Source organism: Catalinimonas alkaloidigena, assembly GCF_900100765.1.
Classification (GTDB): domain Bacteria; phylum Bacteroidota; class Bacteroidia; order Cytophagales; family Flexibacteraceae; genus Mooreia; species Mooreia alkaloidigena.
Window position 1 is genome coordinate 95,842 of record NZ_FNFO01000012.1, and the last position, 16,882, is coordinate 112,723.

General features: G+C 58.4%; 18 protein-coding genes. 1 reads left to right on the forward strand and 17 read right to left on the reverse strand.

Annotated features, from left to right (window positions below):
• Positions 1–55 precede the first annotated feature (55 nt).
• The 3 genes from BLR44_RS24320 to BLR44_RS24330 are packed head-to-tail and all read right to left on the reverse strand — an operon-like array spanning position 56 to position 2,303.
• On the reverse strand, positions 56–763 hold the full coding sequence (locus tag BLR44_RS24320; RefSeq protein WP_089687112.1) for a hypothetical protein: 708 nt from the start codon (positions 761–763) through the stop codon (positions 56–58).
• A complete protein-coding gene (locus tag BLR44_RS24325) occupies positions 760–1,458 on the reverse strand; it encodes a fluoroquinolone export ABC transporter permease subunit (RefSeq protein WP_089687115.1) in 699 nt (232 codons plus the stop codon). The genes BLR44_RS24320 and BLR44_RS24325 overlap by 4 nt, the downstream gene beginning before the upstream one ends.
• Positions 1,455–2,303 carry an ABC transporter ATP-binding protein gene (locus BLR44_RS24330; RefSeq protein WP_089687116.1) on the reverse strand — a complete coding sequence of 283 codons (849 nt, stop codon included), beginning with the start codon at positions 2,301–2,303 and terminating at the stop codon, positions 1,455–1,457. The genes BLR44_RS24325 and BLR44_RS24330 overlap by 4 nt, the downstream gene beginning before the upstream one ends.
• 95 nt (positions 2,304–2,398) lie before the next feature.
• Between BLR44_RS24330 and BLR44_RS24335 the strand changes: the two genes are divergently transcribed.
• Positions 2,399–2,761 (forward strand): SpoIIAA family protein, encoded by a 363-nt coding sequence (locus tag BLR44_RS24335; RefSeq protein WP_089687119.1) that lies wholly within the window; start codon positions 2,399–2,401, stop codon positions 2,759–2,761.
• 33 nt (positions 2,762–2,794) lie between these two features.
• Here the strand turns inward: BLR44_RS24335 and BLR44_RS24340 are convergent, their stop codons facing one another.
• From BLR44_RS24340 to BLR44_RS24405, 14 genes are all read right to left on the reverse strand, one after another.
• Positions 2,795–3,928: a serine hydrolase domain-containing protein gene (locus tag BLR44_RS24340; protein WP_089687121.1), complete on the reverse strand. Its 1,134-nt coding sequence runs from the start codon at positions 3,926–3,928 to the stop codon at positions 2,795–2,797.
• Between the two features lie 8 nt (positions 3,929–3,936).
• Positions 3,937–4,527 (reverse strand): hypothetical protein, encoded by a 591-nt coding sequence (locus BLR44_RS24345; protein WP_089687124.1) that lies wholly within the window; start codon positions 4,525–4,527, stop codon positions 3,937–3,939.
• A 66-nt stretch (positions 4,528–4,593) separates the two neighbouring features.
• Positions 4,594–5,262 carry an ABC transporter ATP-binding protein gene (locus BLR44_RS24350; RefSeq protein ID WP_089687127.1) on the reverse strand — a complete coding sequence of 223 codons (669 nt, stop codon included), beginning with the start codon at positions 5,260–5,262 and terminating at the stop codon, positions 4,594–4,596.
• Positions 5,263–5,533: 271 nt separating this feature from the next.
• Positions 5,534–6,784 (reverse strand): ABC transporter permease, encoded by a 1,251-nt coding sequence (locus tag BLR44_RS24355; RefSeq protein ID WP_089687129.1) that lies wholly within the window; start codon positions 6,782–6,784, stop codon positions 5,534–5,536.
• A 188-nt stretch (positions 6,785–6,972) separates the two neighbouring features.
• On the reverse strand, positions 6,973–8,079 hold the full coding sequence (locus BLR44_RS24360) for an efflux RND transporter periplasmic adaptor subunit (RefSeq protein ID WP_176956194.1): 1,107 nt from the start codon (positions 8,077–8,079) through the stop codon (positions 6,973–6,975).
• 22 nt (positions 8,080–8,101) lie between these two features.
• On the reverse strand, positions 8,102–9,505 hold the full coding sequence (locus tag BLR44_RS24365; protein ID WP_143017451.1) for a TolC family protein: 1,404 nt from the start codon (positions 9,503–9,505) through the stop codon (positions 8,102–8,104).
• 82 nt (positions 9,506–9,587) lie between these two features.
• Positions 9,588–10,031: a GbsR/MarR family transcriptional regulator gene (locus BLR44_RS24370; protein ID WP_089687135.1), complete on the reverse strand. Its 444-nt coding sequence runs from the start codon at positions 10,029–10,031 to the stop codon at positions 9,588–9,590.
• 91 nt (positions 10,032–10,122) lie between these two features.
• Positions 10,123–11,172: a glycosyltransferase family 4 protein gene (locus tag BLR44_RS24375; RefSeq protein WP_176956195.1), complete on the reverse strand. Its 1,050-nt coding sequence runs from the start codon at positions 11,170–11,172 to the stop codon at positions 10,123–10,125.
• A 28-nt stretch (positions 11,173–11,200) separates the two neighbouring features.
• Positions 11,201–11,542, reverse strand: a complete 342-nt coding sequence (locus BLR44_RS24380) for a hypothetical protein (RefSeq protein WP_089687139.1) — start codon at positions 11,540–11,542, stop codon at positions 11,201–11,203.
• Positions 11,543–11,622: 80 nt separating this feature from the next.
• Positions 11,623–12,414: an SDR family NAD(P)-dependent oxidoreductase gene (locus tag BLR44_RS24385; protein WP_143017453.1), complete on the reverse strand. Its 792-nt coding sequence runs from the start codon at positions 12,412–12,414 to the stop codon at positions 11,623–11,625.
• A 125-nt stretch (positions 12,415–12,539) separates the two neighbouring features.
• Positions 12,540–12,782, reverse strand: coding sequence for a hypothetical protein (locus BLR44_RS24390; protein WP_089687142.1), 243 nt, complete (start codon positions 12,780–12,782; stop codon positions 12,540–12,542).
• Positions 12,783–12,923: 141 nt separating this feature from the next.
• Entirely contained in the window at positions 12,924–13,778 is an 855-nt protein-coding gene (locus BLR44_RS24395; protein ID WP_143017454.1) for a transglutaminase-like domain-containing protein, read from the reverse strand.
• Positions 13,778–14,722, reverse strand: a complete 945-nt coding sequence (locus tag BLR44_RS24400) for an alpha-E domain-containing protein (protein WP_089687144.1) — start codon at positions 14,720–14,722, stop codon at positions 13,778–13,780. Before BLR44_RS24400 ends, BLR44_RS24395 begins: the two co-directional genes overlap by 1 nt.
• A gap of 327 nt (positions 14,723–15,049) precedes the next feature.
• The gene (locus tag BLR44_RS24405; protein WP_089687146.1) at positions 15,050–16,522 is read right to left on the reverse strand and encodes a circularly permuted type 2 ATP-grasp protein; all 1,473 of its coding nucleotides are present in this window, start codon (positions 16,520–16,522) and stop codon (positions 15,050–15,052) included.
• Positions 16,523–16,882 lie beyond the last annotated feature (360 nt).

The window sequence follows — 16,882 nt, forward strand, 5'->3', positions numbered from 1 at the left end:
ATGCCTTTTGTAAGTTCATAACGCACTAAAATCCGTCACGCCCCAGCACCTCTCCTCAGAACACCCGCCGTTCGAATAACCTGATCAGTCCCACAAAGTAGATTCCGTAGAATGCCAGCCCGATGCCGTAAAACGAGAGCCACGAGGCGCCCTCGTGCAGGGCCTCGACGGTGCGGAAATTCCAGTAGGTCGGCACCACGGCGAAGGCGTGCAGCGCTCCGTAGGGCAGGAAGTAGATCAGAATGGGCAGGTTCAGTACCAGGTTGTAGATTTTGAACTGCGCCAGCCCTTCCACCTTGTTTTTGGCAAACACCGCCACCAGCAGCGCAAACAGCGGGGCCAGCAGGCTGAACTGAAATGCCACGAGCCATCCCGTGAGCGGATCGAGCGGCAGGACGGGATTGAGCAGCAGCAGGATCAGGTTGACCGCCGTGGTCATCACCACGCCTAGCGCCATCCGAAAACCCAGCAGCATCGCCGCCGAGATGGGCATAATGCGCAGCGCCGTGAAGACGCCGTCGTCTTTCTCTTCCAGAAACACAAACCCGTTGATGAACCCGAACATGGTGGCCGTTTGCATACAGGCCCACATCAGAATGACGTAGCCGTAGTCGCCGAGGACGGGAAAGCGGTCGAGGACGGGCGGTAACGCCCAGCCGATTCCCCCCACGATGAGCAGCGGCAGGAACAGAAATAGACGCAACATCGGATCGCGAAACACCATCCGGAAGTCGTTGGCACCGAGGAGCAGGAGTCGGTTCATACGGTTTGCAGGGTTTGTTGACTCCAACGATAAGCCCCCACCAGCCCGAGTCCCAGGTAGACGAGGCTGTAAAGCCATTGCCCGAGGGTGATCGGTTCGAACGCCGCTTGCAACAGCAGCACACCCGGATAGGTCGGCAGCAGGTAGACGAGGGGATGGTCCCACACGTCGAACAGCGCCAGAAACGGCACCGCTCCCACGATCATCCCGCCGATGGAACGCAGCAGAAACTGGCTGAAGTCGCGCGCCCGTGCCCCCATCGCGCAGCCCACCCAGGCAAACTGCAACGACGAGCCGATCATCCCGATCAGGAACGGCACGTACTGCAACCGGAAGCCGTGGCCCACCCAGGCCATCACCAGCGCCGTGCCGGTCGCCACGAGGGTCAGCGCCACGCCTTTCGACCAGAGGTACTGCCGCATCGGAAGCGGCGAAACCGCTAAGGCGGCCAGCGTATTCTCGTTTTTCTCGAACAAGAGCAACACCCCCGCGAACAGGTAACTCATGATGACCGGGTCGTTGTAGATCATCAGCACCAGCACCCGGTCGAGCGAGCCGAGGTTGCGCAACAGGTAAAACAGGCCGAGGTAGACGGCGGCGGTCACCAAGGAAATGACGATCATCTGCTGCCGGTGAAGCAGCACCAATTCCCACTTTAGCAGATGGGGTAGCAGCGGTGGCGTGTGGGCGGTCATGTCAGGGCCGTGCCGGTAATTTTGATGAACACATCTTCTAGCGTAGCCTCTTCAGAGTGGATCGTCCTGATGCCGTTGCGCTGCAGAATCGCCAGAAACTGATCGTTCTGCCCCAGGTCGGCCAGCGCAAACTCGCGCGGTGCCGACTCGCCGTCGACCTGCACGCGCACCTTCCGTTGTCCGTACTGGTACTTGAGCGCCTCGGGGCGGTCCATTGCCATCAGTTCCCCGCTGATGATCAGCGCCACGCGGTCGCACAGCGTATCGGCGTCGTACATGCTGTGAGTGGTCACGAAAATGGTTTTGCTCTGCCCTTTCAGGTCGAGAATCCAGTCCTTGATCAGCCGCGCGTTGACCGGATCGAGGCCCGACGTCGGCTCGTCCAGAAACAACACCTGCGGGTCGTGCAACAAGGCCCGCACGAAGTTGAGGCGCATTTTCATCCCCTTCGAGAAGTCCGATACGCGCTTGTCGGCATCGTCAGCCAGCCCGACCCGCGCCAGCAGCTCCATCGGGTCGTAGGCTTTTTTACTGTAGAAAGCTCCGAAAAAGCGGAGGTTTTCGCGCGCCGTCAGCTTCGCGTAGTGGTTGGGTAGTTCGAAGCCCACCCCGATGAACTCGTAAAATTCTTTCCCCCACTGTCGTAAGGATTTCCCGTCGATGCGGACCTCACCCTGGTACCCGTCCAGAAGTTTGTAGAGAATCTTTTGTGTCGTGCTTTTGCCGCTGCCGCTGGGCCCCAGAAAGCCAAAGATTTCGCCGGGCGCAATGTCGAACGAAAGGCCGTGGAGCGTGTCGGCCGGGGCGCCGGGGTAGCGAAAGCGCAATTGATCGACCTGAATCATATTAAAATTGGATTAGGACTGCCGTCAGCGCGAAGCCTGATGAAACGCCTCGCCGTACGGCGCGTACCCAAAGTAAGAAACAAATTTTTTTAACGATGTATACTTCCCTGCCTACCACCAACGATAAAACGCTCGCCCTGCAAATCAGCGGCAAACTCGACCAACACGACTACGAACAACTGTTGCCCTTGCTGGAAAATAAAATAGAGACCTACGGCGAAGCCAACCTCTACTGGGAGTTCAAGGAGTTCGACGGCTGGACGCCGGGCGGCATCTGGGAAGACCTGCAATTCGATGCCAAGCACGCGAGCGACTTCCGACGCATTGCCGTGGTCGGCGCCAAGAAGTGGCACGACTGGTTTACGAAACTGATGAAACCCTTCACTTCGGCCGACGTCAAATTTTTCGAGCCGGAAGAGCGCGCTCAAGCGCGGCAATGGGCGGGTGCAGCGGCCTAAATTGAGGACCTAACGAAGCGTCTGGTCCGTGTCCTACAGGAGGTCTTCGAGGAACGACTTGTCGGACCCGCCTCCCAAATTTTTGTAGAGCACCAGCATCGTATTCCGCTCGGGAAAATAGAGCGCGTTGGCCTCGATGCCGATCAGCGCGCCGTTGTGGCCGTAGCCGGTCTGGTTGCCGAGGTGCCAGATTTCCAGTCCCAGCCCGTACTCGCAGTCGACTCCGTCGCAATCGGGAAGCTGCTGGGTTTTCATCGCCTCCACCGACGCCGGTGACACCAGCACCCCCGAAAACAGCGCGTCGTAGAAACGGTAGAGGTCTTCGGCAGTGCTGATCATGCCGCCCGCGGCTTTTCCGTCGCCTTCGGCTTCGTCCCACGGCGTTACGTCCTTCACCTTACTTCCGGTCGAAGCCGCGTACCCACGGCTCACGTCCGGATTATGATGCTTTTCCAGGTAGGTGTGGGTCAGGTGCAGAGGCGTGAAGATCTTTTCGGACAGCAGGTCGGCCAGCGGCTTTTGCCCCACGCGTTCCGCAATTTTGCCCAACAGCCAGTAGCCCGGATTGGAGTAACTGTAGGCCGTGCCCGGCTCAAAAAGCAACGCCTTTCCGTACACGTATTTTTCCAGCAACTCGGTCGTCGACATATTGCCGAACCAAGTCGGGTCGTTTACAATATCGGCCTGGTACTGCAGGCTTTGGTTGGGTGGATCGATCAGGCCCGAGGTATGCCCCAGCAGGTGCCGTACCGTGATCTTTTCGGCCGAAGGAATCCGGGTCGCGACTTCGGGCAGTACGTTGTGCAGGGGGTCGTCCAATGCGAGTTGGCCTTCTTCCTGGAGCTTCATGATCAGGGTCGCTACGTACACTTTGGTGATGCTCCCCAGCCGGAAGGGCGTCTCCGTACAAAAAGGGGCCTGGTGCGCCAGATTGGCCTGGCCGCTACTGCCCACCCACAACGGCTGATCGGGTCGGGCGACCAAGAGCACCACACCCGGTGCCTGCGTCTCCTGACGGTAAGTGTCCAGATATGCCTGGTAGGTGGCGTGCTTCGGATGGGTGCCGTAGCCGGTACCACACGGAAGTGCAGGTGCTTCCACCTCGAGTTCCTGACAGGCTCCTATCCCAAGCGCGAACAGAAGCGGAACATACGCTGATTTTTTCATCGGTGCGATCACAAAACAGGAAATACAATGCCCAACAGCAAGAGCTGATGCGGCAGGAATAGAGAGGCATTACGCAGGAAAGGTGCTTCCACCATCACGTTGTAGCCAACAAAAGGAGTCACCCCGGCCCACCGGTACCCGAGACTTAGGCCACTGGTCAGCGCCAGTCGGTTTTCGTACGCCGAGGCTTTTTCGTAGCCCGTTCCGTAGGCACGGTACACGGGTAGGTAGGAACGGTGGAGCAGGTACCCTGGCCCGGCTTTGATATCGGCGACGAAGTGACTGACCTTCAGGCGGTAGGTAAACTCGCTGGTGACCAGCAACGTCGTGTGTAATTGCCGATGGGCAGCATAGCCGATGTTCCAGGTTTGCACCCAGGCATGGTGTTTTCTTTCGCGATAGCGGATCTCACTCCCGACCAACACCCCGGGATTCAGATGCTGGCCGAGCCGGGAAAACGAAGGCAGATGGGTGGTTTCGTTGAAGACCGAAATCCGCAGGGGAAGGAAGCGGGCAGGCTGCTCAATTTCTTGCGCAACCGCCCTGCCCCAAAGCAGGGTGAACCATCCCACGATCAGAAACTTGACAGAAGCACGCATAGCGGTAGTTACATGGAGCATGATGCGGGCAAAGGTCGCTCCCTACCGCCTTCTGACGTTGTATTTTCACGACACAATCGCGCCGTCTTTCATTTCGATGATCCGGTCGGAGCGGCGGGCAAAATCTTCGTCGTGCGTCACCGTGATGATGGTCTGGCGCTGCTCGTCGGCCAGGCGGCGAAAAATCTCGAAAACAATCTCTGTATTGGCGGAGTCGAGGTTGCCGGTCGGCTCATCGCCCATGATGATGGCCGGCTCGTTGATCAGCGCCCGCGCAATGGCCACACGCTGCTGCTGCCCGCCCGATAGTTTGTTGGCCCGTTTCTTTGCGTGTTCGGCCACGCCGAGCTGCTCCAGCCGGTGGTAGGCATGCGCTTCCACCTCCTTGCGGCTGTACTTGCCCAGCTTCAGACCGGGAATCATCACGTTGTCGAGGGCCGTAAATTCGGGCAGGAGGTAATGAAACTGGAAAATGAACCCGATCCGCTCGTTGCGGAACTGCGCCAGTTCGTTCTGCTTCTTCCCTGTCACGGGCACATCATCGATGATGATCCGACCTTCGTAGTCGGTATCCATCGTCGAGAGGAGGTACAGCAACGTCGACTTCCCACATCCTGACTTCCCCGTAATCGAGACAAACTCGCCCCGCTCCACCCGGAAGGTGATGTCGTTCAGCACCTGAAATTTCTTCGGGTCGTAGAAATACTTGTTCAGATGTTCCGCCTGGAGGATCATGGGATTACAGATTGACAAATTTCAGATTGCACATTGGTTTCGGATTTTCAGGTCTCAGGTCCGGTCGTATCTTCAGCCTCATCCTTATCATCTCGACGTAAGGAGAGATCTTTTTAACACTTGAAACAAGATCTGGCACGGGTCCCGGTCTGGCGAGACCCGGTCTGGCGAGACCCAGCGGGGCACCGTACCCCGAGCCCGATGGTCGAGATGGCAAGCACAGAAACATCACCAATCCACTAATCCACCACACCATTACATCGCCATTTCCTCATCCTCGAATGATCTCTACCGGATCGATACGGGCGGCCCGGCGCGAGGGCGAGTAGCCCGCGATGGTCGTTGTGAGGAGGCCGAAAACCAGCCCGGAGATGTAGAACGAGAGCTTGAAGTTGACGGGCAGGTGATCCATTTGCACCATAATGTCGTTTTCGAACGGCACGAGCGACATGGCATACGACGACACAAACCCGAAGACCAGCCCGAAGAGGGCTCCGACAATCCCGATGCTGACGGCTTCGATCAGGAAAATGCGCCGGATGTCGCCGCCCGAGAAACCCATGGCTTTCAGAATCGCGATGTCCTTCATTTTTTCGTAAATCATCATCGTCAGGATGTTGAAGATGCCGAAACCCGCCACGAACAAAATGGCAACAACGACTCCGTAAATGATGATGTTGTTGACACGCAGGTTGGCTTCCAGCGCTGCGTTGGCCGTTTGCCAGTCTTTGGCCGTGTACCCGAACTGCTGCGCGTATTCGGTGGCGATGGTGCGGGCACGGTCCATCTCGTTGAGCTTCAGCTTGATGTCGGTGATGTAGCTGTTTGGCTCTTCCAGGATCTTCTGCACCGTGGCCAGGGTGGCGTAGCTCTGCTGGTTGTCGAGGTCGATCAGGCCCGTACGAAACAGCGCGACGACCGTCAGCAGCAGCGTACTGCCCCGCGGGGTGGTGATGTTGACCCGGTCACCGACGCCTACGTTCAGTTTTTTGGCCAACCCGCTGCCCATGATCACCCCGTTGTAAGCGGCGGGCAGCGCGTTCATGTCGCCCGCAACGATCTTTTCGCCCAGGTCGAACAGCCGGTTCTCGGCCTCCACTTCCACGCCCGTAATCGTCCCGTTGATGTTGACCGGTCCGTACTGAAAAAACACCTGTGAACTTACCTGCGGCGCCACGTCGTAGACGCGCGGGTCCTGCCGCAGCAGCTCCACGATCCGCATGCCGTCTTTCAGGTTCGGCTTCGTTTGACGGGGGCGCTGGTGCCGCACCACGTTGGCATACGCCTCCCCCTCCTGCGCCAGGTCGAGCACCGACGCCCGATCCGTCTGGATGTCGTTGTAGATGTGGATGTGCGGCGAGTTGTTAAGCGTCACGTCCACAAAAAAATCGTTGCTCCCCGTGGTGATCGAAATCAGGAAGATAAACGTCCCGATGCCGAACGTCACGCCCAGTACGGCCACGATGGTCTGCTTCAGGCGCGACAGCAGGTGAGTACGGGCGATGAGAAACAGCGTTTTCATGGGTGATGTGGCGACGTGGTGGATTAGTGGATTGGTGATGTTTCTGCGCTTGTCATTTCGACCGTCGGGAGAAATCTCGTCTCAAAAGCCCGAAGATCTCCGCTCCGATCGCTATCACTCGAGATGACAATTCAAAGGACCTGCGATCTGCGATTTGAGACCTGAAATCTTTGACTTTCAACCTTCTCTTACTCTTCTTTGGGCATCACCAGTTGGCTTGTGGTATCGAGCCCGGCGGTGATTTCCACCAGCTCCAAATTTTGAATGCCGGTCTGCACTTTCACCTTTTGTTCTTCGCCGTCGCGGACCACGCGGACACTGTCGCCCGCCAACAGAAGCGACCGGGGAATGACCAGCGCACGCGACTTCTGCTGAATGATGATGTTGGCTTCGGCCGAGGCCCCGGCGTAGATCTGATCCGCGACAGCGGGCAACGCGGCGTCGACCCGAAAGGTGCGGCTTTCGGCATTGAGGGCGGGGTAAATCTTGGTGACTTCGGCCCGAAAGACGGAGTCGCCGTAGATGTCGGTGGTGAACAGGACCGGCTGCCCCACCTGCACCCGCGAAATGTCCCGCTCGTCGACCAGCATTTCCAGGAGGAACCGTTCGCGGTCGCCCACCGTCGCGATGGCCTGTTGCGGACCGACCAGTTCGCCGGTTTCCACAAACACGCGGTACACCCGTCCGTCGAGGCGGCTGGTCACGAGGGCATCGCCCCGCTCGGTCGACGTCAGGCGGTAGTGCGCCTGCGCGTCCTGCACCCGTTGCTGCAAGTCGCGGCGCTGCGCTTCCAGCCGTTGCACCGCGGCCTGGTACTGATTCTGCGAGGTTTGGGCGGCCAGTTGCGCCTGCTCCAGGGCTTGCCGCGAAGTGGCGTTGTGGTCCCACAGGTTCTGCTGGCGCACCAACTGCAACGAGTCGGCACGGTAACGCTGCCGGGCATTTTCTACCCCCAGTTCCAGTTCGGTCAGTTGTGGCGAACCGGGCGTGGCGGCACGGCGTGCGCTTTCCAATTGCAGATTGGCCTGTTGACTCCGTACGTCGGAGGCTTCGCTCCGGATCACGAACATCACCTCTCCGCTGCGCACCGTATCGCCCACCTGTACCTCTTTCCGATCCAGAATGCCACTGACGGGGGCATAGACCTGATAGGCATCGACCGGCCGGAGCGTAGCCGAAGCATAGACCGCTTCGGTGAGGGTCTTGTACGCCGGGTGGGACGTTTCCTGGCCGTTGCGACACGCGGCGAGTGCCAGCAGGCTGCCCCACCACCAGCGGGACGAAGAACGAAACATACGGTTTGTCATGGTCGGGCCATTAGCGGATTTCCGGAGGTGTCAACTGACCGGTCAGGTACTCCCATTCCGTCAGGGAGCGGTAGTAAACCGCCAGCATTTGCAGGTAGGCGCGCTGGGCTTCCAGCAGATCGCGCTGGGTAGCTTTCAGATCGGCCGTGCTGTAAAACCCTTCTTCAAATTTGTAGCGGGCGATCTCCTGGTTTTCTTGCAGCAACGTCAGGTTCTTTTGCGCGCTTTGCACCTGGGCCGCCTGCTGTGCCAGGGCGGTTTGGAGAGTAGCGTGGTGGTGCGCCTGCGCCAGTTCGAACTGTTGCAACGCCAGCCGGGCCTGCTGCTGGGCCACCCGCGCTTCGGCGGCACTGCGGTTGATCTCCCAGCGCTGGAAAAGCGGTACTATCACCGAACCGCCCACCAACCCCACGTTGTACCACTGCGCCTCATCGCTGAAAATATCGAATTCGTTGCGAAACGTCTGACGGCGGTAGCTGCCATAAAGCGATAGCGTCGGCAGGCGCAGCAATTGGGCGTGGCGGCGTGCCAGCTGGGCGCGTTGCAGCTGGCGTTCGTACGCACGGTAAGCCGGGTGTTGTGTGACCTGAAAATCCGCCGTGGTCGTTGCCGCAAGGGCCGTTTCGGTTTCGGCCAACGCAAGCGGCGTTTCGGGCGGCAGCCCCATCCAGAATTTCAGTTGCAGCAGTTGACGGCGGTAGGCCTGTTCGCTTTGCCGGGCGGCATCTTCTGCCGTCAGGGCGGTCGATACCACACGGTTCAGGTCCATCTGTTCTATGGCCCCGTTCTGGTAGCGACTTTCGGCAATGGTACGCAGCGAATCATAGAGCGCGCGGTTCTCCCGCGCAAAGGCCCGCTCCTGCCGTTGTACCAGCGTGAGGCGATACGCTTCGGTGATGGCGCGCAGCACGCCACTGCGTACGGAATCGAGCGAAGCGACGCCGATTTGTAACGCCAGCGCCTGTGCGCGGGCTTCCTGCCAGTGGGCCGGATTGAACAGGCTCAGGTTCGCGTTGATTTCGCCGCTGGCCGTCCAGGGAATTCCCACCGGAATGGTGACGAACGTACCCGGTTCTCCGCCGAAGGCTTCGGCCGGAAATACCTGTACCGGAATTTTGAAATAATGGTCGGCCGAGGCCTTCGCCGCGACTTCAGGCAGCCACTGGGCCAGCGCCCGGTTGCGGGCCAGCTGCGTCCGTTCCAGTTGAAGCTGTTGCTGCTGCAAGGCGGGCTGATGCGCCAGTCCGTACCGCAGGCAGTCGTCGAGCGTGTACAGCGTATCCGGAGCGCGGTTCGCCTCCTGCGCGCGCAGCGGAGCCAAACAGACGAAGACGGTCAGGAAAGTCGCAACAAGAAACCAGCGTCGGTACAGCATGGCCGTGGGGATCAGAGGTCGGCCTCGGGTTCGGATCAAGATAGGAAGCCGATGAGGACGAAACAAACGTAAGGCAGTTTCTTTAGTTTCGCAAGTATCGAACCAATGAAACTAAAAAATTTTAGAGCCGCTCGCGTTCCCGCTTCCACCGTTCGATCAGGTCGGGCATCTGGTTTTCGATCCAACTGTAGAAATGATGGGCCTCTTTCAGGTACTTTCCCACGTCGTCGGTGGCATCGACTCGCAGTTCCAGGGCACGGCCGAACAGGGATTTGAACCGGGCGGTTTCGGCGGCGCTTTTCTGAAACATCTCCATAAAGTTGCTACGCACCCGAAAGTAGGTTTTGCGGTCGCCGGGCAGAGTAACCGCTTCGATAAACATGGCCTGTTGCAACATGCGCGTGCTCAGACTGATGGAGCTTTTGCTGGCCTGAAGTTTCTGGATCAGTGCGTTGAACGACACCTGTTCCTGTTCGGCCACCAGCAGGTATCCGTACAGGCGCCCGGCCATGCGCGTCAGTCCTGCGTTTTCAAACAACAGCCCTGCCTCCTCGGCAAACTTCATTCTCGCTTCTTCGGTCATACACTCGACAAAACTGAAAAATGCCAAACTTTTGGCTAGGATGCAAAAGCAGGACGGCGCAACACGCTAGGCCTCACAGCTCCGTGCGGTACAGGTCCAGGTACTGGTGCAGGCAGGCCTCCCACCCGAAACGGTCGGCACGAGCGCGCAGCCGTTGTGCATACGCCGCACGGTCGTGCCGGACTGAGGACAGTTTCTCGCGGATCAGGGCCGCCATTGCTTCCGGCTCCCACGCCTCGAAATAAAACGCCACGTCCCCACCGATTTCCGGCAGGCTGGTCGCCCGGCTGAGAAATACCGGCAGGCCGGCTTTCATCGCTTCGATGGCGGGCAGCCCGAATCCTTCGGCCAGGGAGGGAAACAACAGCGCCTCGCCGTGCGTGTAGAGCCAATACTTTTCCGAATCGCTGACGGTGCCCGGCAACACCACCCGGTCGCTCAACCCCAGGGCCTCGACTTCCCGGCGCACCTGCGCACCGTAGTCGGTCGCGTGGTTCCCCGCCAGAATCAACCGATGGTCCGGAAAATGCTGCATCATCGGCACCAGCGTATGGAAATTTTTCATCGGCTTGAACACCCCGAGGGCCAGAAAGTAGTTCCGGTCGTCGACAAACGACGGACGGGTTGCTTCGGGATAATCCGTCAGTTCCACCCCGTTGTGGATGGTGTGTACCGGCTTCCCTCGCAGGTGCAGGTGCTCCTCCATCAAGCCTTTGGTATACTCGGAAATGGCCGTGATTACCGCGGCCCGGTCCACGTTTCGCTGGAGTCGCGCCAGGTACTTCGCCGCTTTGGCAGGCGTTTTTTCCAGCAGGAAATGAAGATCGTGCACGGTCAGCATCGCCCGGCTTTTGCCCGAAGGCCGATGCGACGGAAACTGGTGCAGGCTGTGCCATCCGTCGAAGCGACGCGTCCACGCCGGCACGTAGCGGTGCTGCCAGCTGGCCTGTAAGACATCAAAAGGCCCAGCCTCCGCAGGCGGAAAGCCGGGCGGCACCAGTAAGGTAACGTGCAGGTCGGCCGGGGCGGCAGCACGCAGGGCACGCACAAAATTCAGTGAAAACTGCCCGAGTCCGGAATAAAGATCCCTTGTTTTGTACAGGTCGATCAGGAGGTGTTTCATGCACATAAACGGCCGCCCCGGCGGTGCCTCACTCCCCGATCAGTGCGATCAGCTTGTCGGCGGCCTTTTCGATGTCGTCGTAATGGTTCTGCGCAGCCCGTTGCTTGGCCGCAATCAGCCCGCCCCGGTGCACACGCTTGAAATCACCGTACGGAAATTTATAATGTCCTTTGTTCTGGTCGGCCTGATCGGTCTCGATGCCGAGGTACCATTTTCCGAACGCCTCCATCCCTTCGCGATCAATGAACGTATTTTCCTGATCGGTCGACGGCTGATGAGCGCTCCAGTCGCCATGGCCCTTCTCCACCTGTCCCTGCCGAATCAACTGCCTGGCGTGCGCCACGGCCGATTTGTTCACGTTCGTAGCCATTGTAAAAAGTAGTTTGGTTGAAAAACGCTTTTCTGGCTGGTTGTACGGTCCTGATACCCAAGAGGATATCGAGGCATGGGTCAATGTTCCTGATACACCCGGAAGAGGCGTTCGAGGATGCGCATTTTGGTGGAGGTCGGCATGACGCGTCCCAGGCGGGCAAACGAACGGTTCAACAGGCCCGGCACAATCACGCTCCGTTTTTTGAACAGACCGCGGATGGCGATGCGCGCCACTTCGTCGGGCATCATGACCATGATGCGGGCGTGGGCTCCGTGGGCTTTGATGCGCTCCAGCCCCTCTTCGTTGGTCAGCACCGATCCCGGGCAGATGACCGTCGCACTCACCGAGCTCGTTTTCAGTTCCTCCCGCAGCGCCAGCGTAAAGCCGTAAACGAAGTTTTTGGAGCCTGCATACACCGCTTTGTACGGCAGCGGCAGAAAGGCTTCCAGGCTGCTCATGTTCAGCAGGTAAGCTTCCGACTGCGTTTGCAATTCGGGCAGAAACTGGTAGCACATGCCAACCAACGCCTGGTTGTTCAGCCGCATGATGTTTTCGTAGCGTTTCCAGTCGATCCGCTCAAACCGCCCCCCGGTGCCGGTGCCCGCGTTGTTGATCAGCACTTGCAGCGGCACGTCCAGCGACCGATACCACGCCAGCACCCGGCTGGGCGCGTCGGGCTCGGTCAGGTCGATGCCGAAACCGTGGACGGTGAGGTGTGGAAATGCGGCCCGTAGTTCGGCGGTGGCGTCTTCGAGTTCGGAGCCGGGCAGGGCGACCAGCAACAGGTGGAGGCCACGCCGGGCGCATTCGTGGGCCATCGCCAGGCCAATGCCGTGGCTGGCCCCGGTAATCAACGCGAATGAATTCATAAACGCGCGCAAATTAGACAAAAAAAGAGCGCATGACGCGCTCTTGAAAACCGGCCTGGCCTGTTCGGCGGCCGGAGTAAGCTTTCGAGAAAAGACACGCCGTGGGGCGGTGCCGCTTCCCTTCGTTAGTTGTAAGCCGGTTTGTTCAGATCAGGCTTGTCGGTATTGCGATTGGGATTGCTGCCCCGCTTGGCGTCTGGCACAACCTCCCCGCGATCGTCCATAAACTTCTCGCGAATCTCTTCTTCCCGCTCCAGCTCCTGCTGATCGGGCGCCTCTTTCACCGAAGCTTTCGACTTTCCGGCATCCGAAGGGTTGGCTTTGCCAGGTTCCGACGGATTATTGCGTGTGGTTCTTTCCAGTGACATGGTACGTAGGGTTGTATTGACAAAAAAGTATACGAGGCCACGACCAGCGCCGCCTCTGTTAAGGTATACTCCTTTCGTACCCAAAGAGTTGTGAAAAATCCGACGTCGTGCGCGCGGATTGGCTACCGCCCCGCCCCGGCGTTACTGCTGCACGACGACCTGCACGGTGTGTTCGGTTTTGTTGGAGCCCGGCGGTTTGATGTAGCCGCGGAGGGGACTGCAATCGCTGTAGTCGATGCCGTCGGCCACTTTGATGTGGTTCTCGTCGGCCATGCGGTTGTTGGTCGGATCGAAGCCCACCCACCCCAGTTTCGGAATGCGCACTTCTACCCAGGCGTGCATCTGGGCCGAGCCCAGAAAATCCTGCCCCTGATTCAGGTACCCCGACACGTACCGGCACGGAATCTGATTGTGGCGCAACAGGCCCAGCATCAGGTGCGCGTAGTCCTGACAGACGCCCGTGGGCTGCGTCAGCAGATCGGTGGCTTTGGTCTGCGCGGTAGTGGCCCCGGGGGCGTACTCCATCATGCCGTAGACGCCCTGATTCAGCGCGGTGGCAAACTCGAACAGGCCCTGGTGGCCCTGGTACAGAAACGACGGGGGAATTTGATCGGCCGCCAGGTGCGTCAGGTCCGACTGGTGAATGTAGAGGTAATGGTCGACCACAAAGTCGCTCGACTGCCAGATCTTCCGTTCTTCTTCGAGCGGCAGGCTCTCCTCGCCCGTCAGGACGATGCGCTTCTCGTCTTTCGACACCGTGCAGGTCACCTGAAGTTTGAAATCGGAGAAAGGCTGCGCCACCCGGCAATTGAGGGTTTCGAAACCAAACACATTTTTGCTGCGGTACATCGGAATGTCCAGCGAGTTCTCGATTCGCTCGGCGACCACCTGCTGCGTAATGTCGTAACAGGGAATGACTAGAAAAGAAAATAATGCCTCTTGCACCACCTGGTCGTAGTGGTTTTCGGCCTCGTAACTGATGTGGTAAGTGACCATTAAAAAGTCAGGTATTGTTGTTCAAGTTGTGCTCCGATTGCGACCAGCTCATCGATAAGATGATCGAAAAAAGAGGAGCCTTCATTCAGAATCTCTTTCACCGTCAGAAAGCTGATTTTAGAGGCCAGCTTCCCGGCACTAAATTCCACCGACTCGGGCACGATGGGCCGGTTGCCGCTGATGATTTCCAGGTCGAAGCGAATCCGCTCCAGGTTGTAGAGCACCGACTTGGGCGATTTGCGGTTCAGCACCAGAAAGTCGTAGGCTTTTTCCTGGTTGGGCGTGGTGCCGTAATAGTGGCGGCTCATGTCCAGGCTCCCCGCGCTGCGCAACAGGGCCGTCCAGTGCTGCCCGTTCATCGACTCGGCAATGGTGCCCTGCGTTTTGCTGGCGTCGTTCAGTTTCGAGCGTAAAATCTGGGTGATCTGCAACGCCCGCTCCAGGTGGGTCCCCGCCCGGAACATCGACCACACTTCGTTGCGCAGCAGCGTACTGTCGGCCACGCCTTTGATCAGCATGGTCGTGTCCATCGTGCTTTTGCAGAATTCGTACGGCCCTTTCCGCGAAATGCGCTCTTTTGTGTACGTATTGACGTCGTGGTAATAGCGGTTGACGCTCTCCCACAACTCGGTCGTGATGTGGTCGCGTACGCCCCGTGCGTTTTCGCGCACCGCCCCCACGTAGTTGAGAATGGAGGCCGGGTTATTCGGCTCCAGCGTCAGGAAGAAAATGACCCGGTCGGCCGAACGCGTGTCGCTGTACGCATTGAAACTCGCGGTCGCGTAGGCCATGTACAGCATGGACTCCAGCATGAGCGATTTATCCGGAGAGCCGGGCGTATCGGACGAAGAAAGGTACTGTGCGTTGATATAGCGAGACAGGTGTTCAATTCTTTCTACATAGCGCCCCATCCAGAAGAGGCTATTTGCGGTTCGTGCAAGCATGCGTTAACGTAATGGGAAGTGATTGGGTTGGCAGTTGCAGGTTGGGAAAGTTAAGCGTTGAAAGCGGTTATTGGCGAAAACATTGTGTTGCAAGTTAGGAGTTCAGGAGCGATTGCGTTGTCCGGTTGCAGGGTTGTACGGTGCATCAGGTCCTTTTTAAGGGAAGCATTCCGACTTCTCCACAAGGGCCGTAGCGTTCACGTCGAACTTCCCGCCGGGGCAGGATGCGCGTACAGCGCGCGGAAAACGCCCCTCTGCCCCATTCAAGAGTGCACGGGCGCCTTCCAAGGTTATCTCCCGCGCGACGCCGCTCCCTCCTTCAGCTTCTTAGTCCTGCAACACCCAGGTGTCTTTGGAGCCGCCGCCCTGCGAGGAGTTGACCACCAATTCGCCCCGCCGCAAGGCTACGCGCGTCAGGCCGCCTTTGCAAACGTACTCTTTGTTGAGGCCCGTCAGCGAAAACGTGCGCAGGTCGATGTGGCGCGGCTCGAACCCACCGCTCTCCTCGATGAAGGTAGCGTGGGTCGACAGCGACATGACCGGCTGCGCGATGTACTTACGCCGCTGAGCCTTAACGATCTCCCGGAATTTCTCGCGTTCTTCGGCCGGTGCCCGGGAGCCGATAAAGATACCGTACCCGCCCGACTCGTCCACCGGTTTCACCACCAACTTGTCCAGGTTTTCCATCACGTACTTAAAGTCGTCCTCCCGGTCGCAACGGTAGGTCGTCACGTTTTTCAGGATCGGCTCTTCGGCCAGGTAGTAGCGGATAATTTCGGGGACGTAGGTGTAGACCGCTTTGTCGTCGGCGACGCCCGTGCCCGGTGCGTTGGCCAGCACCACGTTGCCTTCGCGGTAAGCCGCCATCAGGCCGGGAATGCCCAGCACGGAATCGGGGCGGAACACCAGCGGATCGATAAAGACGTCGTCGATGCGGCGGTAAATCACGTCGACCTTCTGCGGCCCGTGGATCGTCTTCATATAGACGAAGTTCTTGTCCACAAACAGGTCGCGCCCTTCTACCAGTTGCATGCCCATCAGCATGGCCAGCAGCGAGTGTTCGTAATACGCCGAGTTATACACGCCCGGCGTCAGCACCACGCAGACGGGCTCTTCCACCCCCTGCGGCGCGACACTCTTCAGCACCTGCGAGAGGGCCTCCGAATAGTCGACCACCGGTTGCACGGCGCTTTCGAAAAACAGGTTCGACAGGATGCGCTTGGTCGCCATGCGGTTCGACAGCACGTAGCTCACCCCCGACGGCACGCGAATGTTATCCTCCAGCACGTAGTACTCGCCGTCGCTGTGCCGAATCACGTCCGTCCCCGAAATGTGCGCGTACACGCCGCCGTAGGGCACGAAATCGACCATCTCTTTGGAGTAGTTCTTCGAAGAAAAGATGAGTTCTTTCGGAACGATGTCGTCCTTCAGAATTTTCTTTTCGTTGTAAATGTCCTGCAAAAACAGGTTCAATGCCCGGTTCCGTTGAATCAACCCCTTTTCGATGTGCTCCCACTCTTTCGCCGGAATGACGCGCGGAAACAGATCGAACGGAAAAATCCGCTCCACGCCTTGTGCCTTGTCGGAATAGACGTTGAAGGTAATGCCCTGATCGAACGACGACTTTTTGGCGTATTCGTTCAGATCACGAAATTCCTGTAACGAGAACTGCGACAGGTGGTTAAACACCCGCTCGTAGTGCTTTTTGATTTTCCGGTCCGGCGAAAAAACTTCGTCCAACTGCCCATTGACCTGCGGGTAGTTAGCAAAGGCAACATCTAGATTGGCTTCTTGTAACATGTTGAGATGATAAGATCGAAGAACTAGGGTGGCGGGTGGCAGCGTCGATGCAGGTTCGTGGTGAAGCTACATCCCAAGCGAGAATATTAAAATATATTTTCGCAAAAATTTACTTAGACCAAACAAAATTTTAAAAGAGTTGGTCGGATCTCCCAGCATTCTTACCGATTTGTGGAAAACTCGATACGTTTCGATGACAGAGCTATGTTATCATCCCGGTTTTCCCACCACGACGCTACGGGAAAACAGAAGGCCAGCAACGCCGTGCATACTCAAGGCGACCGCCCGACCACGAATGCAACGGTGCAGACGCACCGGTGCCCGGGCACACCACGCAATGGACATGATTACCTGCGAGGG

Coding starts and splice junctions, on each gene's coding strand:
- BLR44_RS24320 (WP_089687112.1), bottom strand. CDS start 763: ATGAACCGACTCCTGCTCCTCGGTGCCAACGACTTCCGGATGGTGTTT.
- BLR44_RS24375 (WP_176956195.1), bottom strand. CDS start 11,172: ATGAAACACCTCCTGATCGACCTGTACAAAACAAGGGATCTTTATTCC.
- BLR44_RS24360 (WP_176956194.1), bottom strand. CDS start 8,079: ATGTTTCGTTCTTCGTCCCGCTGGTGGTGGGGCAGCCTGCTGGCACTC.
- BLR44_RS24330 (WP_089687116.1), bottom strand. CDS start 2,303: ATGATTCAGGTCGATCAATTGCGCTTTCGCTACCCCGGCGCCCCGGCC.
- BLR44_RS24355 (WP_089687129.1), bottom strand. CDS start 6,784: ATGAAAACGCTGTTTCTCATCGCCCGTACTCACCTGCTGTCGCGCCTG.
- BLR44_RS24380 (WP_089687139.1), bottom strand. CDS start 11,542: ATGGCTACGAACGTGAACAAATCGGCCGTGGCGCACGCCAGGCAGTTG.
- BLR44_RS24405 (WP_089687146.1), bottom strand. CDS start 16,522: ATGTTACAAGAAGCCAATCTAGATGTTGCCTTTGCTAACTACCCGCAG.
- BLR44_RS24325 (WP_089687115.1), bottom strand. CDS start 1,458: ATGACCGCCCACACGCCACCGCTGCTACCCCATCTGCTAAAGTGGGAA.
- BLR44_RS24390 (WP_089687142.1), bottom strand. CDS start 12,782: ATGTCACTGGAAAGAACCACACGCAATAATCCGTCGGAACCTGGCAAA.
- BLR44_RS24395 (WP_143017454.1), bottom strand. CDS start 13,778: ATGGTCACTTACCACATCAGTTACGAGGCCGAAAACCACTACGACCAG.
- BLR44_RS24385 (WP_143017453.1), bottom strand. CDS start 12,414: ATGAATTCATTCGCGTTGATTACCGGGGCCAGCCACGGCATTGGCCTG.
- BLR44_RS24350 (WP_089687127.1), bottom strand. CDS start 5,262: ATGATCCTCCAGGCGGAACATCTGAACAAGTATTTCTACGACCCGAAG.
- BLR44_RS24335 (WP_089687119.1), top strand. CDS start 2,399: ATGTATACTTCCCTGCCTACCACCAACGATAAAACGCTCGCCCTGCAA.
- BLR44_RS24400 (WP_089687144.1), bottom strand. CDS start 14,722: ATGCTTGCACGAACCGCAAATAGCCTCTTCTGGATGGGGCGCTATGTA.
- BLR44_RS24340 (WP_089687121.1), bottom strand. CDS start 3,928: ATGAAAAAATCAGCGTATGTTCCGCTTCTGTTCGCGCTTGGGATAGGA.
- BLR44_RS24345 (WP_089687124.1), bottom strand. CDS start 4,527: ATGCGTGCTTCTGTCAAGTTTCTGATCGTGGGATGGTTCACCCTGCTT.
- BLR44_RS24370 (WP_089687135.1), bottom strand. CDS start 10,031: ATGAAGTTTGCCGAGGAGGCAGGGCTGTTGTTTGAAAACGCAGGACTG.